The following is a 26,690-nucleotide window of genomic DNA, read 5'->3' as shown; positions in this document are numbered from 1 at the left end:
GGGTGGGCATCTTCTCACTTCCGGTCCGCGCGCTGTCCGGGGCGGTGGCGGGCTTTCCGATGGCTGGGGGGGCGTGGCGCGAAGACGACCGACCGGGAGGACTGCACCGGATCATCATTGAAATTTAATTGTTCGTTGAATTAAATGTGGCGATGAAACGTTCCCGGTCCACGACACCCGCCACTACCGCCAAGCCCGCCGCGCCGGCGCGCCCGCCGCGCAGGCGCGCACCGGGGCGGCGGCCCGGCGCCGATGCCGTCGACCTGCGCGAACGGCTGCTGGACGCGGCGCTGGCCGGTTTCGTCGCGCAGGGCATCGGCGCCACCTCGCTGCGCGACATCGCCCGTCGCGCCGGCGTGACGCCAGCGCTGCTCCACTATTACTTCGGCGACAAGCTGCAACTGCGCCAGGCGGTGGTGGCCGAACGGCTGTGGCCGGTGATGGCCGAGGTCCATGCCGGGGTGGGCGGGGCGGGCGACGACGTGGCGGCGATAGTGGCCGCCTTCGTCGCTGGCATCACCCGCGCGGTGGCGGCCAATCCGTGGTTGCCGACGCTGTGGGTAAGGGAAATCCTCTGCGAAGGTGGTGCCCTGCGCGGGATGATGCTGGAGCAGGCCGGGCCGTTGCTGCCGCGTCTGCTGATGGAGCGGTTGAGCGCCGCGCAACAGGCCGGGCGGCTCGCCCCGGCGCTGGATCCGCGGCTGCTGGTGGTGTCGATGGTGGGGCTGACGATGTTCCCGCTGGCCAGTGCGCCGATCTGGCAGCAGCTGTTCGGCGCCGGGGAGCTGGGGGCCGATGCGGTGCAGCGGCATGCGATGGCGGTGTTGACGCGCGTTCTGGAGCCGGGACATGAATGACCGGGGCAACCCCGTGGCATGGCTGTTGGTGCTGGCGCTGGCGGGCTGTTCGCAGCAGGCGCCGCAGGCGCTGGGCACGCTGGAATGGGACCGGGTGACGGTGCCGGCGCCGGTGTCCGAGCGCATCGTGCGCCTGGATGTGCGCGAAGGCCAACGGGTCGCCGCCGGGGCGCCGCTGCTGCAGCTGGAACCGGCGCAGACCCGGGCGCAGCTGGATGCGCTGCAGGCGCGGGTGCAGCAGAGCGACGCCGCACTGCTGGAACTGCGCCATGGCCCGCGCAGCGAAGCTATCGACCAGGCCCGCGCGGCGCTGGCCGCTGCGCAGGCGCAGGCGCGCGAAGCGCAGGCGTACCTTGCGCGACTGCGGCCCCTGGCGCAGCGCCAGTTGGTGGCGCCGGCGGAGCTGGATCGCGCGCTGGCCGCCGCGCGCAGCGCACAGGCGCAGGTGCGGCAGGCCGCGGCGGCGCTGGACGAACGCCTGCACGGCAGCCGCAGCGAGCAACTGGCGCAGGGCGAGGCCGCACTGGCGGCGGCCCGGGCCACGGCCGCGACGCAATCGCTGCTGCTGGACAAGCTGACCCTGGTGGCACCGCGTGCCGGCCGCGTCGACAGCCTTCCCTACAAGCTCGGCGACCAGCCGGCGGTGGGCGCGCCGCTGGCGGTGCTGCTGGTGGGGGAGGCGCCCTACGCGCGCGTCTACCTGCCGCAGGCGCTGCGCAACCGGCTGCAGGTAGGCGATCCGCTGCGGGTGCAGCTGCAGCCGGCCGGTCCGGTGTTCGCCGGCCGGGTGCGCATGATCCGCAGCGACCCGGTGTTCACCCCGTACTTCGCGCTGACCGGGCAGGACGCCGAGCGCCTGAGTTACCTGGCCGAGATCAGCCTGGGCAGCGACGCGGCGGCGCTGCCGGTGGGGGCGCCGGTACGGGTGCTGGCCGACGCCGCGGTGGGCGCGCGCTGATGGACGGCGCCGGCGTCGCGATCCGCGCGCGCGTCCTGAGCCGGCGCTTCGGCGCGCTGCGGGCGGTGGACGGCATCGACCTGGACGTGCCGCGCCGGCAGGTGTACGGCTTTCTGGGCCCGAACGGTTCGGGCAAGTCCACCACCATCCGCATGCTGTGCGGCCTGCTCACGCCCAGCGCCGGCGAGATCGAGGTGCTGGGCCTGCGCATTCCCGCGCAGGCCGAGGCGCTGCGCAGCCGCATCGGCTACATGACGCAGAAGTTCTCGCTGTTCGACGACCTGGGCGTGCGCGAAAACCTGGAGTTCATGGCGGCCGTGCACGACCTGCCGGGAGCGCAGGCGCGGCGGCGCATCGACACGCTGGTCGAGCAATACCGTTTCCAGGACCGGCAGAAGCAGCTGGCCGGTACCCTGAGCGGTGGCCAGAAACAGCGCCTGGCGCTGGCCGCGGCGGTCATCCACCAACCGGAACTGCTGTTCCTGGACGAACCCACCAGCGCGGTGGACCCGGAATCACGCCGTGATTTCTGGGAAAAGCTGTTCGAACTGGCCGATGCCGGCACCACCCTGCTGGTCTCCACCCATTACATGGACGAGGCCGAGCGCTGTCACCGCATCGCCATCCTCGACCGTGGCGTGCTGGTGGCCGACGGTACCCCGGCCGAGCTCACCGCGCGGCTGGCCGGGCGCACGCTCGTGGTCGACGCCGATCCGCCGCGGCAGGCCGCGCGGGTGCTGGCGGCCTGCGCCGGCGTGGCCAGCGTGGCGCAGATCGGCAACCGCCTGCGCGTGCTGCTGGATCCCGGTGCCGCGCAGGCGCCACTGGGCGAAGCGCTGCAGGCGGCGGGCATCGCCGCGCGCATGCAGCCCCAGCCCGCCAGCCTGGAAGACGTGTTCGTCGCCGCGACCCGCCAGCGGCCGGCTGCCGCCCGGGACGAGGCATGAAGCTGCGCCGCCTGCTGGGGGTGATGCGCAAGGAGCTGCGGCAGATGCGGCGCGACCGCATCACCCTGGCGATGATCATCGGCATCCCGGTGATGCAGCTGTTGCTGTTCGGCTACGCCATCAACACCAACCTGCGTGATCTGTCCGCGGGCATCGCCGACCAGGCCCGCACCTCGGCCTCGCGGATGCTGGCGCGTGACATCGTGGCCAGCGGCGTGGTGGCGCCGGCGCTGGAGGTGGCGACGCCGCAGCAACTGGTGGACGCGATGCGCCGCGGCGAGATCAGCATCGGCATCGTCATTCCGCCCGACTACGAGCGCCGCCGCGCCGAAGGCCGCGAAGCGCTGCAGATCCTGGTCGACGGCAGCGACAACGCGGTGCAGAGCGCGGCCGCGCAGCTGGCGCGGATGCCGCTGGACGGCATGGCGTTCGACCCGCTGGCGCCGACCCCGGTCAGCGTGGTCGCCTTCTACAACCCGCAGCGCAGTTCGGCGACCAACATCGTACCGGGGCTGGTGGGGGTGATCCTGACCATGACCATGGTGCTGTTCACCGCGGTGGCGATCGTGCGCGAACGCGAACGCGGCAACATGGAACTGCTGATCGCCACGCCGCTGACCAGCGCCGAGCTGATGGTCGGCAAGGTCGTTCCCTACGTGGTGGTCGGGCTGGTGCAGACCAGCATGGTGCTGGCACTGGGCGCGTGGTGCTTCCACGTGCCCATGGGGGGCAGCCTGTGGCATGTGTTCATCGCCGCCAGCCTGCTGATCGTCGCCAACCTGGCGCTGGGGCTGCTGATATCGACCCGCGCGCAGTCGCAGTTCCAGGCGATGCAGATGACCTTCTTTCTGTTCCTGCCGTCGATCCTGCTGTCCGGCTTCATGTTCCCGTTCGCGGGCATGCCGCGTCCGGTGCAATGGCTGGCGGAGCTGCTGCCGCTGACACATTTCCTGCGCCTGGTGCGCGGGGTGATGCTGCGTGGCGCCAGCCTGTGGGAGCTGTGGCCCGATGCGCTGGCGCTGCTGGTCTTCAGTGCGGTGATGATGGCAGGCGCGATCCTGCGCTTCCGCAAGCGGCTGGACTGAGCATGCGGCGCGGTTGTCCACCGTGGGTGTGGATGCGCGCGCGACGAACCTGTGGATAGCTGCGCGCGCGCCTTGCGTGGCAAGCGGTTGCCGGTGGTGGTGAAAATCTGTCCACGTGGTGCGGGGTTGTCCACAACGGATGTGGATGACGCCCGGGCGAACATGTGGATAAGCCGCGGCGGCCGTTGTCGCACAAGGCGGCGCACGGGCTGGCCAGGAACTGGCCAGCGGCCGCGCGCACCGGCTGCCCGGGGCGGCAGCCGGCTATGGCTCAGTCCGGGGTGACGATGCGTCCGCGCAGCGAGTTGGTCAGCGCCTCGGTGATGACCACGTCCACGAACTGGCCGATCAGCCGCTTCGGGCCCGGGAAATTGACCGAGCGCATGTTCTCGGTCTTGCCGGTCAGCTCGTTGTCGTCCTTGCGCGAGGTGCCTTCCACCAGCACGGTCTGCACGCTGCCGACCATGTTCCTGGAGATGCCGGCGGCATATGCGTTGATGTGCGCCTGCAGGCGCGACAGGCGCGCGTGCTTCTCCGCCTCGGGGGTGGTGTCCTCCAGGTCGGCGGCCGGGGTGCCGGGGCGGCGCGAGTAGATGAAGGAGAAGCTCTGGTCGAAGCCCACGTCCTCGATCAGCTTCATGGTCTTCTCGAAGTCGGCCTCGGTCTCGCCGGGAAAGCCGACGATGAAATCCGAACTGATCGAGATGTCCGGGCGTACCGCGCGCAGCTTGCGGATCTTGGCCTTGAACTCGAGCGCGGTGTAACCGCGCTTCATGGCGCTGAGCACGCGGTCGCTGCCGGCCTGTACCGGCAGGTGCAGGTAGTTGGCCAGCTTGGGCACGTCGCGGTAGGCGTCCACCAGCGAGTCGCTGAACTCCAGCGGGTGCGAGGTGGTGAAGCGGATGCGGCCGATGCCGTCGATCTCGGCGATGGTGCGGATCAGCAGGCCGAGGTCGGCGATCTCGCCGTCGCCGTACGGGCCCCGGTAGGCATTGACGTTCTGGCCGAGTAGGTTGATCTCGCGCACGCCCTGCGCGGCCAGCTGCGCGCACTCCACCACCACGTCCTCGAACGGGCGGCTGACCTCGGTGCCGCGGGTATAGGGCACCACGCAGAACGAGCAGTACTTGGAACAGCCTTCCATGATCGACACGAACGCCGAAGGGCCTTCGGCGCGTGGCTCGGGCAGGCGGTCGAACTTTTCGATCTCGGGGAAGCTGATGTCGACCTGCGGGCGGTTCTGCTCGCGGCGGGCACGGATCAGCTCCGGCAGCCGGTGCAGGGTCTGCGGGCCGAACACCAGGTCCACGTACGGCGCGCGCTTGACGATGGCCTCGCCCTCCTGCGACGCCACGCAGCCACCGACGCCGATGATCACGTCACGACCGCCGGCCTTGAGTTCCTTCCAGCGGCCGAGCTGGCTGAACACCTTCTCCTGCGCCTTCTCGCGGATGGAGCAGGTATTGACCAGCACCACGTCCGCCTCCTCGGGGTTGTCGGTCAGCTCCAGGCCCTCGGCCTGCGCCAGCACGTCGGCCATCTTGGCCGAGTCGTACTCGTTCATCTGGCAACCGTGGGTCTTGATATAGAGCTTGCCGCGCGCCGGTGTGCCGGCGGCCGCGCCGCGGGCACCGGGCAGGGGGATCAATTCGGGGGTGTTCATGTCGACGGAAGACACGGCGGAAACCGCCGTGTTCGGCAGGGGGGAGGCGGGCGTCCCGGGCATGGCGCTTATTCCAGACGGGTGGGCGGGCAGGCGGCGCTGGCGCCGCGGCGGGGGGCGATTGTACCGGGGTTGCCGGTACCGGGCGTACCGGCGGCGGCCGGCAGTTGGCATTCCGGGCGCGAAACTGGGACACTTCCGCCCGCAATGAAGACCGGACTGGGGATTGCTGGGGTATTGATCGCCGCGCTGACGGCTATGCCGGCCAGTGCCGGTACCCTGTACAAGTGCCTCGGTGCCGATGGCGTCTCCAACTACGTCAGCAAGCGCATCCGCGGAGCCAGCTGCAGCGTGGTCGGCAGCTACCGGCCATCGGCCCGGCCGGCCAGCCGGCCACCGGCCGCCGCGCCCGCGGCCAGTGCCGGGGGCGCCGCCACCGCGGACCGCCCCGCGCCCACCACGGTGACCGCCAGCGCCGCGCCCGCCACACCGGCGCCAGCGCCGGCGCACGTCAGCCGCGCGCAGCGGGTGGTCAGCGGGCAGGTCTATACCTACATGAAGGACGGCGTGCGCCACTACACCAGCGCCCGTCCGGCGCAGGTCGCCAGCCTGGGCGAAGTACGCACCATCCGCTACAGCTACATCGAGCGCTGCTATGCCTGCGGCGCCAACCCCGGCGTCAACTTCGGCACGGTGCGGCTCAACACCCAGGCCTATCGCGCCGAAATCGCCGCCGCGGCGCGCGAGTTCGGGGTCGAGGAAGCGGTGGTGCGCGCGGTGATCCATGCCGAGTCGGCGTTCAATCCCACTGCCTTGAGCCGCGCCGGCGCGCAGGGGCTGATGCAGCTGATGCCGGCCACCGCGCGCCGCTTCGGGGTGAGCGATGCCTACGACGCCAGCCAGAACATCCGCGGCGGCGTGCGCTACCTGTCGTGGCTGCTGCGCCGCTTCAACGGTGACCTGACGCTGGCCGCGGCCGGTTACAACGCCGGCGAGGGCGCGGTGGATCGGCACGGGGGCGTGCCGCCCTACAACGAAACCCAGTATTACGTAAAGCGCGTGGCGCAGTTGGCCGACCGCTACCGTGGCGAGCTGGGTTCGCGCCAATGAGTGCTGTTCTTTTTTATTCCAGGAGCGCGTGACAAAAGTCATGGACTCGTGTTTCATCGCGTTGTGCGGCCGCTGATCGTTCAGCTAAACTCGGGGGAGATTCGATTCTGAGCGGTCCGGTTCCACCGGTCGCAGGCAGCCGCAAGCCACCTAATCAATATCGGAGGGCCGGATGGCCAACGATGGGGTAAACGATCCAGTCAATGCCGGACGCCGGCGCTTCCTGACCGCGACCACCGCCGTGGTCGGCGCAGTCGGGGCAGGTTTCGCAGCAGTTCCTTTCATCAAGTCATGGAATCCCAGTGCCAAGGCCCAGCTGGCCGGCGCACCGGTGAATGCCGACATCAGCGCGTTGCAGGAGGGGCAGCGCCTGGTCCTGGAGTGGCGAGGCCAGCCGATCTGGATCGTCAAGCGCTCCAAAGCGGTGCTCGAGGCGTTGCCGACGCTCGATGGCCGCCTGCGCGACCCCAAGTCCGAGAATGCGGACCAGCAGCCGGATTATGTGCGCAAGGCCAACCCGGAGCTGCGCTCGATCAAGCCGGAAATCTCGGTGCTGGTCGGCCTGTGCACCCACCTGGGCTGCTCGCCGGAAATGGCCGCCGAGATCAAGCCCGAGCCGTATGACCCGGAATGGAAGGGTGGCTACTTCTGCCCCTGCCACAAGTCGCGCTTCGATATGGCCGGACGCGTGTTCCAGGGCGTGCCGGCGCCGACCAACCTGGTCGTGCCACCACACCACTACGCCGACGACAACACCATCGTCATCGGCGTCGATCCGAAGGGGGCGGCGTAATCATGGCTGACAACATCCTCGTCCGCGCCGCCAATGGCGTGATGGGCTGGGTCAACGACCGCGCCCCGGCGCTGATGCCGATGTACCGGAAGCACATGTCCGAGTACTACGCGCCGAAGAACTTCAACATCTGGTACATCTTCGGCGTGCTGTCGATGGTGGTGCTGGTCAACCAGATCGTCACCGGCATCTTCCTCACCATGCATTACAAGACCAGCGCGGCGGAAGCCTTCGCCTCGGTCGAGTACATCATGCGCGACGTGGAGTGGGGCTGGCTGATCCGCTACATGCACAGCACCGGAGCCTCGCTGTTCTTCATCGTCGTCTACCTGCACATGTTCCGCGGGCTGATGTACGGCTCCTACAAGAAGCCGCGCGAGCTGGTCTGGATCCTGGGCATGCTGATCTACCTGGCGCTGATGGCCGAAGCCTTCATGGGCTACGTGCTGCCGTGGGGCCAGATGTCGTTCTGGGGCGCGAAGGTCATCATCTCGCTGTTCGGCGCGATCCCGGTGATCGGCAACGGCCTGACCGAGTGGATCATGGGCGACTACCTGCCGTCCGACGCCACCTTGAACCGCTTCTTCGCCCTGCACGTGATCGCGGTGCCGCTGGTGCTGCTGCTGCTGGTGGTGCTGCACCTGGGGGCGCTGCACGAGGTGGGCTCCAACAACCCCGACGGCGTGGAGATCAAGAAGGGCCCGAAGGGCAACCGCTGGTCGCCGACCGCGCCGGCCGATGGCGTGCCGTTCCATCCGTATTACACGGTGAAGGACACCTTCTACGTGTTCGCGATGATGGTCATCGCCGCCTTCATCATCTTCTTCGCCCCGGCGTTCGGCGGCTGGTTCCTCGAGCACGACAACTTCACCGAGGCCAACAGCCTGGTGACCCCGGCGCACATCAAGCCGGTGTGGTACTACACGCCCTACTACGCGATGCTGCGGGTGATCCCGCACAAGCTCAGCGGCGTGCTGGTGATGTTCGGTGCCATCGCGATCCTGTTCCTGGTGCCGTGGCTGGACCGCGCCAAGGTCAAGTCCTACCGCTACCGCGGTCTGCTGTCCAAGCTGCTGCTGTTCGGCTTCGCCATCAGCTTCGTGTGGCTGGGCAAGATCGGTGCGGGCCCGGGTACCGACCCGGTGGAGACCATCATCGGCCGTTTCCTGACCGCGTATTACTTCCTCTTCTTCCTGACCATGCCAGTGTGGACCAAGCTGGACAAGACCAAGCCGGTGCCGGAGCGGGTGACGACGCATGACTAAGAAATGGATTGCCTTGCTGGCATCGGCCGCTGCCGCGCTCCTGTTCTCGGCCACCACCTTCGCCGCCACCGAAGGCGCGCTGCAGCAGGCCGGCAACGACCTGTCCGACCAGGCATCGCTGCAGCGTGGTGCGCAGGCCTACATGAACTACTGCTCGGGCTGCCATTCGCTGAAATACCTGCGTTACTCGCGCATGGCGTCGGACCTTGGCCTGACCGAGCAGCAGGTCATGGACAACCTGAATTTCACCGGTGCCAAGTTCGGTGAGCAGATCCATGTCGCCATGACCAAGGCGCAGGGCGAGAAGTGGTTCGGCAAGATGCCGCCGGACCTGAGCCTGATCGCGCGCGTGCGCCAGAGCGACTGGGTCTACACCTATCTCAAGTCGTTCTACCTGGACGAGTCGCGGCCGCTGGGCTGGAACAACAAGCTGTTCCCGAACGCCTCCATGCCCAACCCGCTGTGGGAGCTGCAGGGCCTCCAGCATGCCGAGTTCGGCGAGCCCGACGCGGCCGGCGAGCGGCACCCGGAGCGGCTGGTGGTGACCAGTCCGGGCAAGGTGACGCCGCAGGAGTACGACCAGACCGTGCGCGACATCACCAATTTCCTGGAGTACGCGGGCGAGCCGGCCGCACTCAAGCGCCAGAGCCTGGGCGTGTGGGTGGTGCTGTTCCTGGCGCTGCTCTCCTTCCTGGCTTACCTGCTCAAGAACGAGTACTGGACCGACGTGCATTGACGTGAGGGTGGGTCCCGGACCGGTGCGGGGGCAGGTTCCCCGGCACTTGGCATCGGCACCGGCTGACTGCACACTCAGGGAAGGTGGCGACCGCGGGCGCTGGGCCCGCGGCGCCGTAAGGCTGGCGGATGCCGGCCCTTGGAGAGCCCTTGATGGCGGCGAGTGTGCGCATGCGAAATACCCTGACGTTGTTCTCGGCCAATGACGATGTCCTGTGCCATCGGGTGCGGCTGGTACTGGCCGCGAAGGGCGTCACCTACGATCTGGTCCCGGTCGATCCACAGAATCCGCCGGAAGACCTCATCGACCTCAATCCCTACCATTCGGTGCCGACCCTGGTCGAGCGCGAGCTGGTGCTCTATGCGGCCTCGGTGGTCAGCGAGTACCTGGACGAGCGCTACCCGCATCCACCGCTGATGCCGGTGGACCCGTTGTCGCGGGCGCGCCTGCGCCTGGCGATGTTGCGCATCGAGCACGACTGGGTGCCCCAGGTGCAGGCGATCCAGCTGGGCAACAAGAGCCAGGCTGAAGCCGCCCGCAAGCGGCTGAAGGAGCTGGTGGCGCAGTCGGTGCCGCTGTTCAAGGCATCCAAGTTCTTCCTCAATCCGGAAATGAGCCTTGCCGACTGCGCGATGGCGCCGATCATCTGGCGGCTCGAGGCACTGGGCATCGCGCTGCCCAAGGACGGCAAGGCCATCGAGGACTACGGCAACCGCATCTTCCGCAACCCGGGTTTCATCCGCAGCCTCACCGAACAGGAAAAGAAGCTGCGCGACCTGCCGGCCTGACGCATCTGCTGTATGCAGACTTATCGATCACCGCCGCAGGGCGGTGACGGCACCCGATGCCGCGTACACTTGCCCCATGAGTGAAGAATCTTTCCGCATGAGCAGCCATCGCCCCTACCTGTTGCGGGCGCTGGTGGAGTGGATCAACGACAACGGCATGACCCCGCACATCATGGTCGACGCCGGCGTGCCCGGCGTGCAGGTGCCGGCCAGCGCCGTAAAGGACGAGCGGGTCGTGCTGAACATCGCCGAGCGCGCGGTGATGCGGCTGCACATCGACAACGATGCGGTGAGTTTCACCGCGCGTTTTTCCGGCGTCAGCTTCCCGGTGAACGTGCCGATCGCCGCGGTGCTGGCGGTGTATGCGCGCGAAACCGGGCAGGGCATGGCATTGCCCGATGACATTCCCGGCAATGATGGGCCGGAGGCGCACGACGACGACACCCCGCCGCCCACGCCACCGGATCCGCCGCAGCCCTCGGGCAAGCGCCCGTTCCTGCGGGTAGTGAAATGAACCCACCGCCGCCGCCAGGCGGCGGTTTCGTTTGCATGGCAGCGCGGATCGCGCCGCGTGCCGGCGTCAGATGTCCTCCGCCTCGTCGCGCGGCTGCAGCATGCTGACCCGGGCGCTGGCCGGGCCGACGAAGGACACCAGCTGCCTGCCGCGCAGCACCATGCGCCCGCTATGGCGCTCGACGCCATCGTAGGAATAATCGAAGCGGAAACTGCGCTCGAAGCCCAGCCAGCCGCTGGGCAGCCGGCACAACCGCAGCCCGGTGGCATGTACGCTCTGGTCCAGCCACTGCACGTCCGCCGCCTGGCAGGCGTTGCGGCCCAGTTCGGTCGCGCGTTCGGCCGCGGCCCGGGACGCATCCCAGAAGGCATAGCCGATGGCGCCGAGGATCATCAGGATCAACAAGGTAGGCATGGCGCCACTTTAGGCGGCCGCGCGCAAAAGCGGAACCACGCCCGATGCAATGGGCGCGCGTGCCACGCGACGATCGCGGCGCAGGGCCGGGCGTGCGCCGGGCTGTTCAGCGCTCGCTGGCCGCCGCATCCACCGGCGTCGGTGCCGGTGCTTCCACCAGCTTCAGCAGTGCCGCCCAGTCCTGGCGGTTGAAGTCGCACTCCTCCTCGCGGCCGGGCGAGCACGCGGGCTCCAGCGTCAACGGCTGCGGGTCGGCCGGCGCCGGCATGAGCAGGCGTCCGGTCCGGCCCAGCGGCAGCTTGCGCATCACCACCGTGTTGGCGACGTTGCCGCCTACCAGATACAGGGTCTGGTCGCCGCCGGCATTGGCGGCCACGACCACTTCGCAGTGCGATTTCCAGCGGTCGGCGCCGCCACCGTCCAGGGCCTGCGCCAGGCCCGCGTAGCTGAGCGGCCTGCTGCGTTCGCGCAGGAAGCACAGCAGGTCGCCCGGCGCGGGCTTTTCCTGCATCGGATCGGTGAGCCGGTAGGGGCGGGCGGCGGCGCCACCGCGGCGGGCGGCACGGATGTAGTCGATATGCCGGGGAGAGCGGGTGAAGCCCGGCACGCCGGCACGCGTCATTACCCAGGAAACGAATGCGGCCGACCAGGGATTGTCGACCAGGAACGCACGGCAATCGTTATCGGTGGTGCGCTCGCCGGGCAGTGCCATGCAACTGTGGGCGCCGGGCAGGGCGGCCATCGGCGACAGCGTGCCGCTCTCGCGCCAGTAGCCGGCCACCCGCTGCCACGCGACCAGGCCATCGTCGGCCAGGCTGCCGCTCTCGGCCTCGGTGATGGCGAGGCTGGCGATGCGCCCGTCGCGATCGATGAAAGGGCGGTACCAGAGACGGTGTTCGTCGCACGCGGCGCGGATGACCGCCTTGGCGGTTTCGCCCACGCCATAGCGCGGCGGGATGTCACAGACTTCCACCGCCGCGGCTGGCAGGGCGGGCAATGACAGCGCACAGCAGAGCAGGAAGCGGTGGGCCACGGCGGGTTTCCTTCGGGCATGCATGCGAGCCTTGCAGAGCCGCGCGTGGCGGTGCCGTGAAATCAGCGCGGCGGTGGGCCCAGCTTCAGCGACAGGTCGATCGCCTGCACATGCTTGGTCAGTCCACCGATGGAAACATAGTCGACCCCGTCCTCGGCGATCGCGCGCAGCCCGTCCAGGCCGACGCTGCCGGAAACCTCCAGTGGAATGCGCTTCGCGGGCGCCTGGCTGGCGGCGATGAGTACCGCATCGCGGCGCATGGCCGGGCTGAAGTCGTCGATCAGGATGCGGTCGCAACCGACGGCCAGCGCCTCTTCCAGCTGCGCCAGGTCCTCCACCTCGACCACCAGCGGCAGCGCCGGTTGCTGCGCGCGCGCGGCGCGTACCGCGGCGGTCAACGAGCCGGCGGCGCGGATGTGGTTCTCCTTCAGCATCACCATGTCGAACAGGCCGATGCGGTGGTTGTCGCCGCCGCCGCAGCGCACCGCGTACTTCTGCGCCAGGCGCAGGCCGGGCAGGGTCTTGCGGGTGTCGAGGATGCGTGTCCCGGTGCCGGCCACGGCCGCGACATGGCGCGCGGTGGTGGTGGCGGTGGCCGACAGCGTCTGCATGAAATTCAGCGACGTGCGCTCGGCGCTGACCAGGGCGCGGCTGCAGCCCTGCAGCGTGGCCAGCACGGTGCCGGCGGCGACCTGCTCGCCCTCCCGCACCCGCCAGTCGATCCTGACCTGCGGATCGAGCGCGCGGTGGGTGGCGTCGAACCAGGGGCGGCCGGCGATCACCGCGTCCTGCTTGCACAGCAGGTAGGCGCAGTCGGCGGTATCGGGCAGCAGCGCGGCGGTGACGTCGCCGCTGCCGATGTCCTCGGCCAGGGCGCGGGCGACGTCGGCGTCGATCTGCTCCTGCGGCGGAGCGGCCGGCGGCTGCGGCAGCATCACTTGCCCGGGAAACCGTCGATCTGCGCGGTGGCGATGGCCTCCTCGGGCAGCAGCACCGGGATGCCGTCCTCGACCCGGAACACCTGCCTGCGGTCGCGGGTGACCAGCGCCTCGCGCAGCGGTTCTGCCTGCGCGCTGCCGTCGGCGCGGCTGACGCCGCCGGCGGCGATGGCGCGGTTCAGCGCTTCCAGTCCGGCACTGTCCAGCAGGGCCAGCGGCTGGCGGGTGTCGGGCGAGACGAGCAGGTCGAGCAGTTTGCGGTCCATCGGGTCGTGGTCTTGCGTGGAAGATGGCTAGAATACGTCTTTGCAGCAGGTGACGGCCAATGACCCCCAATTCCTCCGCGCCGCTCGTCGGCATCGTGATGGGTTCCCGTTCCGACTGGGAAACCATGCAGCACGCGGCCCAGAAGCTCGACGCGCTGGGTGTGCCCTATGAAGTGAAGGTGGTTTCGGCGCATCGCACGCCGGACGTGCTGTTCACCTATGCCGAACAGGCCGGCCCGCGCGGGCTGCGCGCGATCATCGCCGGCGCCGGCGGCGCCGCCCACCTGCCGGGGATGATCGCGGCCAAGACCGCGGTGCCGGTGCTGGGCGTTCCGGTGCAGTCCAAGGCACTGAACGGCATGGATTCGCTGCTGTCGATCGTGCAGATGCCGGCCGGGATCCCGGTGGCGACATTCGCCATCGGCAATGCCGGCGCGTCGAACGCGGCGCTGTTCGCGGCGGCGATGCTGGCGCCGGCGCAACCGGCCATCGGCCAGGCGCTGGAGGCATTCCGCGCGCGCCAGACCGCCGACGTGATGGCCGCCGACGATCCGCGCCAATGACCACGGTCGGCATCCTCGGCGGTGGGCAGCTGGCCCGCATGATGGTCCTGGCCGGTGCGCCGCTCGGCCTGCGCTTCGTGGTGTTCGATCCCGCCGCCGACGCCTGCGCCGGGCAGCTGGCGCCGCTGCAGGTCGGGGCGTTCGACGACACCGCCGCGCTGGCCGAGTTCGCCGCACGGGTGGACGTGGTCACCTTCGATTTCGAGAACGTGCCGGCCGCCAGCGCGCGCTGGCTGGCCGAGCGCAGGCCGGTGTTTCCCAACCCCGCCGCGCTGGCGGTGGCGCAGGACCGGCTCAGCGAGAAATCCCTGTTCCAGGAGCTGGGCATTCCGCTGCCGCCGTTCGCCGATATCCGCAGCCGCGACGAGCTGGCGGCGAAGGCCGCCGAGTTCGGCATGCCCTGCATCCTCAAGACGCGCCGGCTCGGGTACGACGGCAAGGGCCAGTTCCGCATCCGCGGCGAGGCCGACATCGACGCCGCCTGGCAGGCGCTGGGCGCCCAGGTGGACGCGACCGGCCTGATCCTGGAGGGCTTCGTCGCCTTCGACCGCGAGGTCAGCGTGGTGGCCGTGCGTGGCCGCGATGGCGAGTTCCGCGCCTGGCCGCTGACCGGCAACTGGCACGTCGATGGCGTGCTGTCGGCGAGCCTGGCGCCGGCCCCCGCGGGCGCGGCCCAGCACGAAGCGGCCATCGGCTATGCGCGCCGGGTGGCCGAGCGGCTCGACTACGTCGGCGTGTTCGCGCTCGAACTGTTCTGCCGCGGCGACGAGCTGCTGGCCAACGAGATGGCACCGCGCGTGCACAACTCCGGCCACTGGACCAGTGACGGCGCGGAAACTTCGCAGTTCGAGAACCATCTGCGCGCGGTGCTGGGCCTGCCGCTGGGCGACACCCGGGTGCTGGGCCACGCCTGCATGCTCAACTGGCTCGGCCGGATGCCGGATGCGCGTGCCGTACTCGCCGAGCCCGCCGGCCACTGGCACGATTACGGCAAGCAGCCGCGCGAAGGCCGCAAGGTGGGCCATGCCAACCTGCGCGACGACGATGCCGCGGCATTGGCCGACGCGCTGGAGCGGGTGGGGCAGGCGCTTGCCCGGCCGGCGCAGGTCGAACCGGTGGTGCGCGCGCTGCGCGGCCGCTGACCGCGCCAGCGCCGGGATCCACGGCGTGGCGGTGCGCTCCCGTGCGCACCGCCGCGACCGGGGGGGGGGGGGGGGGGGGGGCGCCCTGCGCGCCGCCGGGGGGGGGGGCGGGGGGGGGGGGGGGCGCCCCGGCCCCCCCCCCCGCGACCGGTCGGGTGGTAGCGTGGCGGCTCCTTCCCTCGGAGTGGCCACCATGCTGGACTGGAACGCATACCGTCGCGAGCTGAAGGGGCGTATCGGCGAGCTGGGCAAGCTCTCGCCCGATACGCTCAAGGGCTACATGACGCTGAGCGGTGCCGGCGCGCAGACCGCGCACCTGGATGCCCGGACCCGCGAGCTGATCGCCCTGGCGGTGGCGGTGACGACCCGCTGCGACGGCTGCATCACCACCCATGTCGACGCGGCGCTGAAACAGGGGGCGAGCCGCGAGGAGATCGCCGAGGCGCTGGGCGTGGCGGTCGCGCTCAATGCCGGTGCCGCGCTGGTGTTCTCGGCGCGGGTGCTGGACGCGGTGGACGCCCACGGCTGAAGCGATCCGGGCCGCGGCCGGGTCGGTCGCGGGCGGTGACGCCCGCGCAGGCCCACCGGCGCGCTCAGCGCAGCCGGGCGCCGACGAAATCCCAGTTCACCAGCTTCCAGAACGCCTGCAGGTAGCGCCCGCGGTCGTCCTGGAAGTCGGTGTAATAGGCGTGCTCCCACAGGTCGCAGCCCAGCAGGGGCGTGCTGTCCCCGGTCAGCGGCGTGTTGGCGTTGCGGGTGGTGACGATGGCCAGGCGGCCGTCCGGATGCTGCACCAGCCACGCCCAGCCGGAACCGGCCAGGGCCAGTGCCGCGCGGTTGAATTCCTCGCGCAGTTTCTGGGTGTCGCCGAACTGGCGGGCGATCAGGTCGGCCAGCGCGCCGTGCGGCTCGCCGCCGGCCCGCGGGTGCAGGCACTGCCAGTAGAAAGCGTGGTTCCAGGCCTGCGCGGCGGCTTCGAACAGGCTGCCCTGGCTGGCGCGGACGATCTCCTCCAGTGCCAGGCCCTCCAGTTCGGTGCCGGCGATGCGGGCGTTGACGGCTTCGATCTCGGCGCGCTGGTGGTGGCCGTGGTGCAGGTCCAGTGTCGCCGCGGTGAGATGCGGCTGCAGGGCGTCGCGGGGATAGGGCAGGTCGGGCAGTTCGACGGGCATGGTCCGTTTCTTTTCGGTCTGGGGCGCCGGCAGCCGGCTGGCTCGGCTTACAATCGGCAGCCACGGGGGAAGAGTCTATCCGACCGGACAGGCCGTTCCTTCGCAGCAGCTGGGAGATTGCAATGGCGGTGATGGAGCAAATCCAGGCGGAGGTGGAGCAGCATCCCCTCGTCCTGTTCATGAAAGGGACGCCGCAGTATCCGATGTGCGGGTTCTCCAGCCGGGCCGTACAGGCGCTGCTGGCGGCGGGCGCGGTCAACCTGCGCACCGTCAACGTGCTCGAGCTGCCCGAAGTGCGCGCCAACCTGCCGCGCTATTCCAACTGGCCGACGTTTCCGCAGTTCTTCATGCATGGCGAACTGATCGGCGGCTGCGACATCATCCTGGAACTGCTGGAGTCGGGCGAGCTCAAGCGCATCGTCGCCGAGGCGGGCCAGGCATGAGCGCGCAATCGATCGACGCCGGCAACGCGCCGGCCCCGGGGTCGCGCCTGGACGGGCGCGTCGTGCTGGTCGCCGGTGCCGCCGGCGGCCTCGGTGCGGCGGCGTCGCGGGCCTGCGCCGCGGCCGGCGCCACCGTGGTCCTGCTCGGGCGCAAGGTCGCCAAGCTCAACCGCGTCTATGACAGTGCCGCGCAGCTCGGTCCCGAGCCGCTGCTGTATCCGTTGGACATGGAGGGCGCCTCGCCCGATGACTACGCCGAACTGGCCGCGCGGCTGGCGTCGGAAGTCGGCCGGCTGGATGGCCTGCTGCACTGTGCGGCCGACTTCGCCGGGCTCACGCCCTTCGCGCTCGCGGACCCGGCGGCATTCGCGCGCGCCATCCATGTCAACCTGACCGCCCGCGCCTGGCTGACCCAGGCCTGCCTGCCGCTGTTGCGCCAGCGCGAAGATGCGGCGGTGGTGTTCGCGCTGGACGACCCGCAGCGGGTCGGCCAGGCCTACTGGGGCGGCTATGGCGTGGCCCAGTATGGCCTGCGTGGCCTGCTCGATACCCTGCACCACGAACTGCGCAGCGGTCCGGTGCGGGTCAGCGGGTTGCAGCCGCGGCCGATGCGCACGCCGCTGCGGGCGCGCGCCTTCACCCACGAAACCGACTACGCGCCGGTCGACCCGGCGGCCTGCGCCGATGCCTGCGTACAGCTGCTGGCCGCCGATGGCGCGGCCTGGCGCGGCAAGGTGCTGGAACTGCACGGGTGACGATCCTCTCCGCCGCGCTGCTGCTGTTCCTGATCCTGGACCCGCTGGGCAACATCCCGGTGTTCCTCAGCCTGCTCAAGCCGCTGGCGCCTCGCCGCCAGCGCGTGGTCCTGGTGCGCGAGCTGCTGATCGCGCTGGCCGTGCTGATGGCCTTCCTGTGGGGCGGCAAGTACGCGCTGGAGCTCATGCACCTGCGCCAGGAGTCGGTGGCCATCGCCGGTGGCATCGTGCTGTTCCTGATCGGCATCCGCATGATCTTCCCGCGGCCGGAAGGGCTGATGGGGGCGGTGCCGGATGGCGAGCCGTTCATCGTGCCGATGGCGATCCCTCTGGTGGCCGGGCCGTCGGGCATGGCGGCGGTCATGCTGATGGGCAGCAACGAGCCCGACCGGCTCGGTGAATGGAGCCTGGCCCTGCTGCTGGCGTGGGGCGCCACGGCGGCGATCCTGATGTCGGCGACGCTGCTCTACAAGCTGCTCGGGGCGCGGGCACTGACCGCGCTGGAGCGCCTCATGGGCATGCTGCTCGTCGCGATTTCCGTGCAAATGTTGCTCGACGGTGTCGCCACTTACCTGGCGTCCATTTCGTAAGTCTTTGATTCGATTGTGCCGCATTTGCTGCAATGCAAGATGGCTGTCTTGCTGCGGTCATATTTGGTGCTTACCGTGTTAACCTTATCTTAACCGTTGCGCATGTAACCGCCGCGGAAGGTACCCCCAGATTCAAGCCGATCAGGCGCCCGGTGGCCCCGGGGCTGATGGATCGCGTTTTTTCCCAATCGCCAACTCGTATCGAGGCTACCCAGAATGAACCACCCTCGCATCCGGATGTCCAAGCTTGCCCTTGGTCTCGTTGCCGCTCTCGCGGCCGCGCCGGCTTTCGCACAGAGCACCTCCGCCGGCGTCGGCGGCCTGGTCACCAACAACGGCGGTTCGCCGGTGGCCGGTGCCGAAGTCACCATCACCCACGTCGAGTCGGGCACGGTCAGCCGCGCCACCACCGATGCGTCGGGTCGTTACAACGCGCGCGGCCTGCGCGTGGGTGGTCCGTACACCATCACCGTGACCAAGCCGGGTGAGGGCACCAAGACCGAAGAGGGTGTGTACCTGAGTCTGAACCAGGTTAATACGGTCAATACGGCACTGAGCGGCGATCTCGCCGCGACCACCCTGGAAGCCGTGCAGGTCATGGCGGTTGGCGGCGGCTCTGAGATCTTCAGTTCCAGCAAGATGGGCACTGGCACGAACCTGGCCCGCGAGCAGATCGAGGCGCTGCCCTCGATCAATCGCAACATCCAGGACTTCGTGCGCCTTGACCCGCGCATCAGCCAGAGCGACAAGTCGCGTGGCGAGTTGACCGTTGGCGGCCAGAACCCGCGCTACAACGCCATTCGCATTGATGGCGTGAACACCAGTGATACCTTTGGCCTGGAGTCGAACAATTTCCCGACCAAGCGCCAGCCGGTGTCGATGGATGCGATTGAAGCCATCAACGTCGATATTTCCAATTACGACACCACGATCACCGGCGCCACCGGTGCAGTGATCGATGCAGTGACCAAGTCCGGTACCAACGAATTCCATGGTTCGGTTTACGGCGTCTACCGCGACAAGGACATGGTTGGCGACAATCCGACCAACAATGCCCCGTTCAGCGGTTTCAACAAGGAAAAGACCTACGGTGCAACTTTTGGTGGCCCGCTGGTCAAGGACAAGCTGTTCTTCTTCGTGAACTACGAGAAGTTCGAGCAGGATCGTGCAGGCAGCTCGTTTGGTCCGGTCGGTTCGGGTGCGACCAACGAGGTGAACATCACCGCAGCGCAGATCGCCGAAGTGCAGCAGATCGCCAAGGATAAGTACGGCGTCGACATCGGCAGCTTCAACGCGCCGAGCAGCATCAAGCAGGAAATCGAAGAGTACGCGGCCAAGATCGACTGGAACATCAGCGACAAGCATCGCCTCTCGGCGCGTTTTTCGAAGCTTGAGCAGGTTGATCCGACGCTGGCTGGTTCCAGCAGCACCTCGCTGGGCCTGGACAGCCGCTGGTATGCGGTGAACAAGACCGTGGAGACCTCCGTCGCCCAGCTGTTCAGCGATTGGAGCGAAAACTTCTCCACCGAATTCAAGGTCGGTCGCCGTACCTATGATTCGTTGAGTTCGGTCAATACCAAGATGCCGCAGATCAGCATCGGTTTCCGCACCAGCGCCACCGACAGCGACGTCGCTGCATCGCCCTACCTGAATTTTGGTGCAGACGAGTTCCGTCACGGCAACCAGATCAACACCACGACCGATACGGCTTACGGTGCCGGTACGTGGTACGTCGGTGACCATACCCTGAAGTTCGGCTTCGACTGGGAAAAGAACGACGTATACAACCTGTACGCGCAGAACATCTGGGGCTCGTACACGTTCTCCAGCATAGAGAACTTCCGCAATGGCCATTACGGCGACTACCGTCTGAACGCGCCGGTGCCGGGTCTGGGCATGGATTCGGTGGCTATGCGTTACAAGCACCGCAATACCGGCTTGTTCGTGCAGGACAGCTGGGCGGTGAACTACAACCTGACCCTGCTTTTCGGCCTTCGTGCGGACATCCCTTCGCTGGATGACGTGCCGATGCACAATGAGCTGGTCCAGAAGGTCTATGGGCTGGACAACCGGTACACGCTGGACAAGACCCTGCTGCAGCCGCGCTTCGGCTTCAACTACACCTTCGACAGCGAGCGCCCGACGCAGCTGCGTGGTGGCCTGGGCCTATTCCAGGGCGCTGCCGCGAACGTGTGGGTCGGCAATTCCTACCAAAACTCCGGTTTCGGTCTGATTGGTTACAACGCCTTCCCGAATGGTATCGCCGGCCTGACCCAGGCCCAGCGTGAGGAAATCTGGGCAAAGCTGCCGGTTTCGCTGGATGCGGACAATCCCACCACGCCGAATCCGGCCGCGGGTTACCAGATGATGGTCAACCTGATGGACAAGGGGATCGAGCAGCCGTCGGTATGGAAGGCCAACCTTGCGTTCGATACCGAGTTGCCGTGGCACGGCATCGTGGCATCTGCGGAACTGCTGCTGACCAAGGTCAACAATGCGCTGTACTTCCAGCGCCTGGACCTGGGGGCTCCGACCTACACGCAGGGTGTCGACGGTCGTAACCTGTACTGGAAGAATCTGTACGGCAAGGCGTCCGGCACGCGTGCAAACGGTGGTATCGTCAATGGCCAGACCATCGCGCAGATCGCTGACACCATTCCGGGCTACGAGAACGTGACCGGTTGGCACAACGATGGCGTGATCCTGTTGAAGAACACCGACAAGGGCCGCAGCAGCCAGTTCACCGTCAGTCTGAGCAAGCCGCTGGAAGACACTTGGGGCTGGATGGTGGGTTACACCTACACCGATGCGACGGAAGTCAATCCGCTGACGTCCTCGCGCGCCATTTCCAACTGGCAGAACATCGGTGTGTTCGACCCGAACGACGATGTCGCGTCGACGTCGAACTACGAGATCAAGGATCGCGTCACTGCATCGTTGACCTTCCGCAAGGCATTCTTCGGCAACTACAACACCACCATCACCGCGTTCTACGAAGGCCGCTCGGGTACTCCCTACAGCTGGCGTTACCTGAACGACATGAACGGTGATGGCTATACCAATGATCTGCTGTACGTCCCGGCAGGTTTGGGTGATGTGTTGTTCAGTGGCGGCGCAGCGATGGAGACCTCCTTCTTCGATTGGCTGAAGAAGAACCCCGAGCTGCTCGGCTATCAGGGGCGCGTTGCTCCGCGTAACAGCAGCCGCAACCCGTGGGTGAACAACTTCGACGTGCGTATCAGCCAGGAGCTGCCGGGCTTCTTCAAGGGCCACAAGTCGGAGATCTGGCTCGACATCATGAATGTCGGCAATCTGCTGAACAAGGATTGGGGCCACATTGCCTACCAGTCGCCGTATAGCGACATGCGCGCCGTCGAGTTCGTGGGCGTGGACAAGGCTACGGGCAAGTACGTGTACAACTTCGACGAAAGCAAGGTGTACAAGCGTTTCCTGACCGATCCGGAATCCCGTTGGTCGCTGCAGGTTGGTTTCCGCTACAAGTTCTGAGTGATCCACTGATCGGAACCAAACGGTAAAACGGCCGGGGCAACCCGGCCGTTTTCCTTTTCATGGGGGCAGCGCTACATTCGACCAACTGTGAAGACGGAACCGACGATGGAAATGACGAAAGAAGCGGTGGCGCGGGCGCTGCCGGTGCAGGATGCGCGGATCTACCCGCGCGGCGGTCTGGACGTATTGTCGCGGGCGGAGGTCGCGCGCCTGCGCGATGCATCCAGCGGCGGCATGCACGAGCTGCTGCGGCGCTGCGCGCTGGCGGTGCTCACCAGCGGCAGCGCGTCGGACGACCCGCGTGCGGCGCGCGACCTGTACCCCGATTTCGACATCCAGGTGGCGCAGCAGGACCGCGGCGTCCGCATCGACCTCACCAATGCGCCGGCGATGGCGTTCGTCGACGGCGAGATCATCCGCGGCATCGCCGAGCTGCTGTTCTCGGTGGTGCGCGACCTGGCCTACATGGCCATCGAGCTGGGGCCGGAGTATGCCTCGGACCTGGAGACATCCGAGGGCATCACCAACGCGGTGTTCGGCGTGCTGCGCAACGCCCGCATCCTGCAGCCGAGCGAGCCGAACCTGGTGGTGTGCTGGGGCGGTCACTCGATTTCCCGCGACGAGTACCTGTACACCAAGCAGGTCGGCTACGAGCTGGGGCTGCGCGGGCTGGACATCTGCACCGGCTGTGGCCCGGGTGCGATGAAGGGGCCGATGAAGGGCGCGACGATCGCCCATGCCAAGCAGCGCAGGACCAATACCCGCTACATCGGCATCACCGAGCCGGGCATCATCGCCGCCGAGTCGCCGAACCCGATCGTCAACCACTTGGTGATCATGCCGGACATCGAGAAGCGCCTGGAGGCGTTCGTGCGCATGGGCCACGGCATCATCGTGTTCCCGGGCGGCGTCGGTACCGCCGAGGAGATCCTGTACCTGCTGGGCATCCTGCTGCGCGAGGAGAACAAGGCGCTGCCGTTCCCGCTGATCCTCAGCGGCCCGACCATCGCCGCGCCGTATTTCGAGCAGATTGACCGGTTCATACGCATGACCCTCGGCGAAGAGGCAGCCAGCCGCTACGAGATCATCGTCGGCGACCCGGTCGCGGTGTCGCGGCGCATGACCCAGGGCATCAAGCGGGTGCGCGAGTACCGCCTGGCGCACAAGGATTCGTTCTTCTTCAACTGGTCGGTGGAGATTCCGCACGAGTACCAGCAGCCGTTCGTGCCGACGCACGAGGCGATGGCCGCGCTGGACCTGCACCACGGCCGTCCTGCGCCCGAACTGGCGGCGGATCTGCGGCGCGCGTTCTCCGGCATCGTTGCCGGCAACGTCAAGGAGGACAGCATGCAGCGGATCGAACGCTTCGGTCCGTTCAAGATCCACGGCGATCCGGACATGATGCAGGCGCTGGACGCGCTGCTGCGCGCCTTCGTCGAACAGCGCCGCATGAAGATCTCCGGCGAGTATCACCCCTGCTACCAGGTCGTGACCTGAGCCGGCGCGCCGCTGTGGCACGGGCCCGATACCGCTGCGCATCGGGCCTGGTCCGCCGCCGCTGCCGGCCCGCTGCCCGCACTCAGGCGGCCGGCACCCGCAGCGAGGCCAGGTAGCGCCGGTCGGCGATCTCCGTGTGGACGTCGCCGCCCATCATCTGCACCCGCGCGCGCAACGCCTGCAACCCCACGCTGTGGCCGCGGTGGATGCTGCTCGTGGCGGCGGGCAGGTCATTGCTGACCGTGATCCTGGCGCCCCCGGCTTCGGCCTGGATGGCGATCCGCAGCCTGCACGGCCCGGCGGAGGGTTCCACGCCATGGTGGATGGCGTTCTCCACCAGCGGCTGGATCGACAGGATCGGCACCTGCAGGTCGGGCAGCGCGTCCGGCAACGCCCATTCCACCTGCATCCGCGCGCCGAAGCGCAGCTGCTCGATGGCGATGTAGCGACGGGCCAGTTCCAGCTCCTCGCGCAGCGGGACCTGGCGCGAGTCGGTCAGGGCCGCGCGGAACAGATCGGCCAGGTCCAGCAGCAGCTGCTCGGCCTTCTGCGGTTGCTGATGCACGAGCGCAGCCCCGGTATTGAGCGTGTTGAACAGGAAGTGCGGATGGATGCGCGCCTGCAGGGCCTCCAGTTCCGCCTGTTTGGCGCGCAATGCCAGTTGCCGGACGCGCCAGTGGTTCTGGAAGGCCAGCAATACCAGCAGCCCGGCGACCAGCGCCAATGCCAGCGCGCGCAGCACGAACAGGGCGCCTTCGTGATCCCCCTCGACGTGGCGGAAGCTCATCAGCGTCCAGGCGGCCAGTGCCATCAACAGGGTGGTGACCAGCAGCACGCCCAGGCAGGCCCATGCCAGCGGCTGGGGACCGAGCCGGCCCAGCACCGGGCGAAGCAGGTGGACCAGGGCCAGGGTGCCGAGGGTCGCCCACTGGATGCCCAGCGATGCCAGCCCGAACAGCACCAGCCGGTCGTCCACCGGTGCCGGCGACAGGGCAAGCAGCGCGGCCAGTGCCTCGCCGGCGAGGACCACCGCGATCAAGGTCGAGGGGCTGAGCAGGATGTCGATCGGGCGATGGGGATGCGGCACGGCACCAGCCTGGGCGGGGAACCGAGATCATAGCCAGCGCGGGCTACCGCTGGCGCCCGTGATCGGTCCGCTCGTCGCCTTTGTATGGAACGGAGCGCTTGCAGGGCTTACTGTCGGGCCGGACAATCATGGGGAGTGTCATGTCGCGACGGGATGCTGGAACTCCGCGGCCATCGGCAGGGGCGGGGTTCACCTTGATCGAACTGATGGTGACGGTCGCCGTGCTGGCGATCATCGCCGCGATCGCCGTGCCTGCCATGCAGGGGCTGGTCGCCGCCAATCGCCTCAGCGCCGCATCCACCGAGCTGGTCACCGCCCTGCAGTTGGCGCGTTCGGAGGCCATCCGCCGCAATGCGGCTGTCACCGTATGCGGCAGCGACAATGGTACGAGCTGCGCCAGCACGACCGACTGGAGCCGGTGGATCGTGACCGGTCGCGACACTACCAGTGGCAGCGACGAGGTGATCCGCGATTCGTCGGTCACGGGCGACATGCAGGTCGCCGGCCCGGCCGCCGGCATCCGTTTCCGCCCGACGGGCCTGCTCGATGCGCAGGCCAGCATGACGGTCTGCCTGCCGGTCAGCAGCGTCGGCGACAACCAGCGCGTCGTGACCATGATGGTCGGCGGCGCAGTCACCACCAGCAAGCACAACGGAGCTGGAGCATGTCCATGAACAGCGCTGTCCGCGGTCCGGTCCACGGTCCACGCCGATCGCCGGGGCGGCGGTTGCCCCGCCGGCAGCGTGGCGTCAGCCTGCTGGAAGTCATGATCTCGGTGCTGATCCTCGGCGTTGGCCTGCTCGGCATCGCCGCGATGCAGGCACTCGCGCTGCGCGGCGGGCAGGGCTCGCTGGAGAGCAGCCAGGCGGTCATGCAGACCACGTCGATCGCCGAGGCGATGCGCGCCAACCGGCTCAATGCGGGCAACTATGCGATGGCCATGACCTGTACCGCAGGGTCCGGCGGAAGCCTGGCACAGAACGATCTGGCGGCCTGGATCAACGCGCTCAAGCGCACCATCGGCACGGTCGGCGATAGCAGCACCTGCGGCAGGATCGAGGCGCTGGGCAATAATCGTTTCCGGATCACGGTGCAGTGGGACGACCAGCGCGCCGGCGGCAGCAGTACCCGTCAGGTGGCCACCGAGGTGCGCATATGAGCCGCTTTGCTTACCGTGCGGGTCGCCGGCATTCGGGCGGCTTCAGCCTGATCGAACTGATGATCGCGCTGGTGCTGGGGTTGCTGGTGCTGGGCGCGGCATTCGTCGTGTTCCAGTCCAACCAGAACTCGTACCGTGCCAATGAAGGGCTGAACCGCATCCAGGAGAGCGCGCGGGTTGCCTTCGAGGTGATGTCGCAGGACATCCGCTCGGCCGGCGGTTCGGCGTGTTCCACGGCCTCGGTCGTGGAAACCTCCGGCGCCCAGTCCAACGCGTTCCGCGACACTCCGATTACCGGTAACGCCACCCAGTTGACCGTGGTCTCGGGCGAGGATGCGGCCTACAAGGTCACCGCTTCGACCGCCACCTCGGTCACCCTGGATTCAACGCAGGTGTCCGATGCCACGGACAAGTTCAAGGTCGGCGACTGGCTGCTGCTGTGCAACGCGCGCAAGAGCTTCGTGGTGCAGGCCACGAGCGTCAGCAGCAGCACCCTCGGGTTCGCCGCGCTGCCGGGCGGCTACAACCCGGGCAATGACCGATATGCGCCACCCTCGTCCGTGGTGGTGGGGCGGTTGCGCAGCGCGCGCTGGTTCGTGGCCGCCAATGGTCGTGGTGGCAATTCGCTCTATGTCTCGCGCTTCGGCGGTGCCGCCGAGGAAGTCACCGATGGCGTGCAGTCGATCGCCTTCTCGTACCTGCAGCAAGGGGGCACCAGCTATACGGCCACGCCCGCCGACTGGTCCTCCGTGATCAGTGTGCGTGCGGACATGGTGCTCAAAGGGCGTGACGTGGATGGCAGTGCGCTGACCCGCAATTCCTCCAATATCTTCAGTCTCCGGAGTCGTACGCTATGAGTCCTTGCATCGGCGCGGGCGGCCCCGGCCTGGCGGCGAGCCGGGCGCAGCAGGGCATCACCTTGCTGGTGGTGATGATATTGCTGCTGATACTTTCGGTGCTGGGTATCGCGATCCTGCGCAGTTCGGCCATGCAGGAGCGCATGAGCGCCAACATGCGCGACCGCAGCCTCGCCTTCCAGGGCGCCGAAACGGCCTTGCGCTATGCGCAGGACGTCGTGCTGGCCGGAAATTCCGCCTGGGAGGCGGGAACGATCCCGGCCGCTGCCGATTGCACCGGCACCAGCGTCTGTCCGACCGGCGCCAGCCCGGTCTGGGCGAACCTGCCCGCGGGCACATACGACACCCGGCTGGCTGCGCCGCCGCAGTACTGGATCGAGTACCTGGGCGTCGGCCCCGGCTACAAGGGGAACTGCGACAGCATCCCGCTGTCACCGGACTGCAAGAGCCCGCTTTTCCGTATCACCGCACGCAGTCGTTCCGCCGGGCGGGCGGATGTCCTGCTGCAGGCCACTGTCGCCAGTCGCACTCCATCGCCGGGGCAATGA

29 protein-coding genes are annotated in these 26,690 nt (G+C 68.1%); 22 read left to right on the top strand and 7 right to left on the bottom strand.

Translation table 11 applies throughout. The features are described from left to right. The first annotated feature begins 152 nt into the window (after positions 1–152). Genes MKP15_RS00995 through MKP15_RS00980 form a run of 4 tightly spaced genes read left to right on the top strand, consistent with a single transcriptional unit; the run spans position 153 to position 3,847 of the window. Entirely contained in the window at positions 153–857 is a 705-nt protein-coding gene (locus MKP15_RS00995) for a TetR/AcrR family transcriptional regulator (RefSeq protein WP_240211494.1), read from the top strand. Continuing rightward, entirely contained in the window at positions 850–1,815 is a 966-nt protein-coding gene (locus MKP15_RS00990) for an HlyD family efflux transporter periplasmic adaptor subunit (protein WP_240211493.1), read from the top strand. The genes MKP15_RS00995 and MKP15_RS00990 overlap by 8 nt, the downstream gene beginning before the upstream one ends. A gap of 20 nt (positions 1,816–1,835) precedes the next feature. Next, positions 1,836–2,762 (top strand): ABC transporter ATP-binding protein, encoded by a 927-nt coding sequence (locus MKP15_RS00985; RefSeq protein ID WP_240211706.1) that lies wholly within the window; start codon positions 1,836–1,838, stop codon positions 2,760–2,762. Next, positions 2,759–3,847 carry an ABC transporter permease gene (locus tag MKP15_RS00980; RefSeq protein WP_240211492.1) on the top strand — a complete coding sequence of 363 codons (1,089 nt, stop codon included), beginning with the start codon at positions 2,759–2,761 and terminating at the stop codon, positions 3,845–3,847. Before MKP15_RS00985 ends, MKP15_RS00980 begins: the two co-directional genes overlap by 4 nt. A 271-nt stretch (positions 3,848–4,118) precedes the next feature. On the opposite strand, the gene miaB is transcribed toward MKP15_RS00980, so the two are convergent. Continuing rightward, positions 4,119–5,573, bottom strand: a complete 1,455-nt coding sequence (miaB, locus tag MKP15_RS00975; RefSeq protein WP_161615441.1) for a tRNA (N6-isopentenyl adenosine(37)-C2)-methylthiotransferase MiaB — start codon at positions 5,571–5,573, stop codon at positions 4,119–4,121. Between the two features lie 144 nt (positions 5,574–5,717). Here miaB and MKP15_RS00970 point away from each other — a divergent pair, with 144 nt between their 5' ends. From MKP15_RS00970 to MKP15_RS00945, 6 genes are all read left to right on the top strand, one after another. Continuing rightward, the gene (locus tag MKP15_RS00970) at positions 5,718–6,620 is read left to right on the top strand and encodes a lytic transglycosylase domain-containing protein (RefSeq protein WP_240211491.1); all 903 of its coding nucleotides are present in this window, start codon (positions 5,718–5,720) and stop codon (positions 6,618–6,620) included. 172 nt (positions 6,621–6,792) lie between these two features. Continuing rightward, the gene (gene petA / locus MKP15_RS00965) at positions 6,793–7,413 is read left to right on the top strand and encodes a ubiquinol-cytochrome c reductase iron-sulfur subunit (protein WP_104938486.1); all 621 of its coding nucleotides are present in this window, start codon (positions 6,793–6,795) and stop codon (positions 7,411–7,413) included. Positions 7,414–7,415: 2 nt separating this feature from the next. Further along, positions 7,416–8,678: a cytochrome bc complex cytochrome b subunit gene (locus tag MKP15_RS00960; protein WP_056932280.1), complete on the top strand. Its 1,263-nt coding sequence runs from the start codon at positions 7,416–7,418 to the stop codon at positions 8,676–8,678. After that, positions 8,671–9,414 carry a cytochrome c1 gene (locus tag MKP15_RS00955; RefSeq protein WP_104938488.1) on the top strand — a complete coding sequence of 248 codons (744 nt, stop codon included), beginning with the start codon at positions 8,671–8,673 and terminating at the stop codon, positions 9,412–9,414. The genes MKP15_RS00960 and MKP15_RS00955 overlap by 8 nt, the downstream gene beginning before the upstream one ends. Before the next feature lie 152 nt (positions 9,415–9,566). Continuing rightward, entirely contained in the window at positions 9,567–10,202 is a 636-nt protein-coding gene (locus tag MKP15_RS00950) for a glutathione S-transferase N-terminal domain-containing protein (protein ID WP_161613196.1), read from the top strand. Positions 10,203–10,278: 76 nt separating this feature from the next. Next, positions 10,279–10,716, top strand: coding sequence for a ClpXP protease specificity-enhancing factor (locus MKP15_RS00945; RefSeq protein ID WP_240211490.1), 438 nt, complete (start codon positions 10,279–10,281; stop codon positions 10,714–10,716). 66 nt (positions 10,717–10,782) lie between these two features. On the opposite strand, the gene MKP15_RS00940 is transcribed toward MKP15_RS00945, so the two are convergent. The 4 genes from MKP15_RS00940 to MKP15_RS00925 all read right to left on the bottom strand — a co-directional run bounded on the left by MKP15_RS00940 (position 10,783) and on the right by MKP15_RS00925 (position 13,367). Further along, positions 10,783–11,130: a DUF3301 domain-containing protein gene (locus MKP15_RS00940; RefSeq protein ID WP_104938491.1), complete on the bottom strand. Its 348-nt coding sequence runs from the start codon at positions 11,128–11,130 to the stop codon at positions 10,783–10,785. Between the two features lie 106 nt (positions 11,131–11,236). Continuing rightward, positions 11,237–12,163 (bottom strand): DUF2272 domain-containing protein, encoded by a 927-nt coding sequence (locus MKP15_RS00935; protein ID WP_240211489.1) that lies wholly within the window; start codon positions 12,161–12,163, stop codon positions 11,237–11,239. Positions 12,164–12,225: 62 nt separating this feature from the next. After that, positions 12,226–13,098, bottom strand: coding sequence for a carboxylating nicotinate-nucleotide diphosphorylase (gene nadC / locus MKP15_RS00930; RefSeq protein WP_240211488.1), 873 nt, complete (start codon positions 13,096–13,098; stop codon positions 12,226–12,228). Beyond that, entirely contained in the window at positions 13,098–13,367 is a 270-nt protein-coding gene (locus tag MKP15_RS00925; protein WP_161613186.1) for a Trm112 family protein, read from the bottom strand. The genes nadC and MKP15_RS00925 overlap by 1 nt, the downstream gene beginning before the upstream one ends. Positions 13,368–13,426: 59 nt before the next feature. On the opposite strand from MKP15_RS00925, the gene purE reads away from it, so the two are divergent. The 3 genes from purE to MKP15_RS00910 all read left to right on the top strand — a co-directional run bounded on the left by purE (position 13,427) and on the right by MKP15_RS00910 (position 15,601). Then, the gene (purE, locus tag MKP15_RS00920; RefSeq protein ID WP_104938495.1) at positions 13,427–13,930 is read left to right on the top strand and encodes a 5-(carboxyamino)imidazole ribonucleotide mutase; all 504 of its coding nucleotides are present in this window, start codon (positions 13,427–13,429) and stop codon (positions 13,928–13,930) included. Continuing rightward, the gene (locus MKP15_RS00915; protein ID WP_161613185.1) at positions 13,927–15,072 is read left to right on the top strand and encodes a 5-(carboxyamino)imidazole ribonucleotide synthase; all 1,146 of its coding nucleotides are present in this window, start codon (positions 13,927–13,929) and stop codon (positions 15,070–15,072) included. Before purE ends, MKP15_RS00915 begins: the two co-directional genes overlap by 4 nt. Before the next feature lie 193 nt (positions 15,073–15,265). Continuing rightward, entirely contained in the window at positions 15,266–15,601 is a 336-nt protein-coding gene (locus MKP15_RS00910) for a carboxymuconolactone decarboxylase family protein (protein WP_104938497.1), read from the top strand. 64 nt (positions 15,602–15,665) lie between these two features. On the opposite strand, the gene MKP15_RS00905 is transcribed toward MKP15_RS00910, so the two are convergent. After that, complete coding sequence (locus MKP15_RS00905) at positions 15,666–16,244, bottom strand: Fe-Mn family superoxide dismutase (protein ID WP_240211487.1); 579 nt, start codon at positions 16,242–16,244, stop codon at positions 15,666–15,668. Positions 16,245–16,366: 122 nt separating this feature from the next. Here MKP15_RS00905 and grxD point away from each other — a divergent pair, with 122 nt between their 5' ends. From grxD to ppnN, 5 genes are all read left to right on the top strand, one after another. Then, positions 16,367–16,687: a Grx4 family monothiol glutaredoxin gene (gene grxD, locus MKP15_RS00900; protein WP_104938499.1), complete on the top strand. Its 321-nt coding sequence runs from the start codon at positions 16,367–16,369 to the stop codon at positions 16,685–16,687. Beyond that, positions 16,684–17,442, top strand: a complete 759-nt coding sequence (locus MKP15_RS00895; RefSeq protein WP_240211486.1) for an SDR family NAD(P)-dependent oxidoreductase — start codon at positions 16,684–16,686, stop codon at positions 17,440–17,442. Before grxD ends, MKP15_RS00895 begins: the two co-directional genes overlap by 4 nt. Beyond that, complete coding sequence (locus MKP15_RS00890) at positions 17,439–18,032, top strand: YhgN family NAAT transporter (RefSeq protein ID WP_240211485.1); 594 nt, start codon at positions 17,439–17,441, stop codon at positions 18,030–18,032. The genes MKP15_RS00895 and MKP15_RS00890 overlap by 4 nt, the downstream gene beginning before the upstream one ends. Positions 18,033–18,248: 216 nt before the next feature. Next, entirely contained in the window at positions 18,249–21,539 is a 3,291-nt protein-coding gene (locus MKP15_RS00885) for a carboxypeptidase regulatory-like domain-containing protein (RefSeq protein WP_240211484.1), read from the top strand. Between the two features lie 108 nt (positions 21,540–21,647). After that, positions 21,648–23,039, top strand: a complete 1,392-nt coding sequence (gene ppnN / locus MKP15_RS00880; RefSeq protein WP_104938503.1) for a nucleotide 5'-monophosphate nucleosidase PpnN — start codon at positions 21,648–21,650, stop codon at positions 23,037–23,039. A gap of 82 nt (positions 23,040–23,121) precedes the next feature. On the opposite strand, the gene MKP15_RS00875 is transcribed toward ppnN, so the two are convergent. Further along, on the bottom strand, positions 23,122–24,126 hold the full coding sequence (locus MKP15_RS00875; RefSeq protein WP_240211483.1) for a histidine kinase: 1,005 nt from the start codon (positions 24,124–24,126) through the stop codon (positions 23,122–23,124). Positions 24,127–24,254: 128 nt separating this feature from the next. Between MKP15_RS00875 and MKP15_RS00870 the strand changes: the two genes are divergently transcribed. From MKP15_RS00870 to MKP15_RS00855, 4 genes are read left to right on the top strand one after another with little or no spacing between them, the layout of a single operon-like run. Then, positions 24,255–24,800, top strand: coding sequence for a GspH/FimT family pseudopilin (locus MKP15_RS00870; RefSeq protein ID WP_345778718.1), 546 nt, complete (start codon positions 24,255–24,257; stop codon positions 24,798–24,800). Then, complete coding sequence (locus MKP15_RS00865; protein WP_240211481.1) at positions 24,791–25,285, top strand: prepilin-type N-terminal cleavage/methylation domain-containing protein; 495 nt, start codon at positions 24,791–24,793, stop codon at positions 25,283–25,285. The genes MKP15_RS00870 and MKP15_RS00865 overlap by 10 nt, the downstream gene beginning before the upstream one ends. Beyond that, entirely contained in the window at positions 25,282–26,142 is an 861-nt protein-coding gene (locus MKP15_RS00860; RefSeq protein WP_161613180.1) for a prepilin-type N-terminal cleavage/methylation domain-containing protein, read from the top strand. The genes MKP15_RS00865 and MKP15_RS00860 overlap by 4 nt, the downstream gene beginning before the upstream one ends. Next, positions 26,139–26,690, top strand: a complete 552-nt coding sequence (locus MKP15_RS00855; RefSeq protein ID WP_240211480.1) for a PilX N-terminal domain-containing pilus assembly protein — start codon at positions 26,139–26,141, stop codon at positions 26,688–26,690. Before MKP15_RS00860 ends, MKP15_RS00855 begins: the two co-directional genes overlap by 4 nt.

This window comes from Stenotrophomonas sp. Y6 (assembly GCF_022436665.1).
Classification (GTDB): Bacteria; Pseudomonadota; Gammaproteobacteria; order Xanthomonadales; family Xanthomonadaceae; genus Stenotrophomonas; species Stenotrophomonas acidaminiphila_A.
This window is presented reverse-complemented; position numbering and strand designations above follow the sequence as displayed.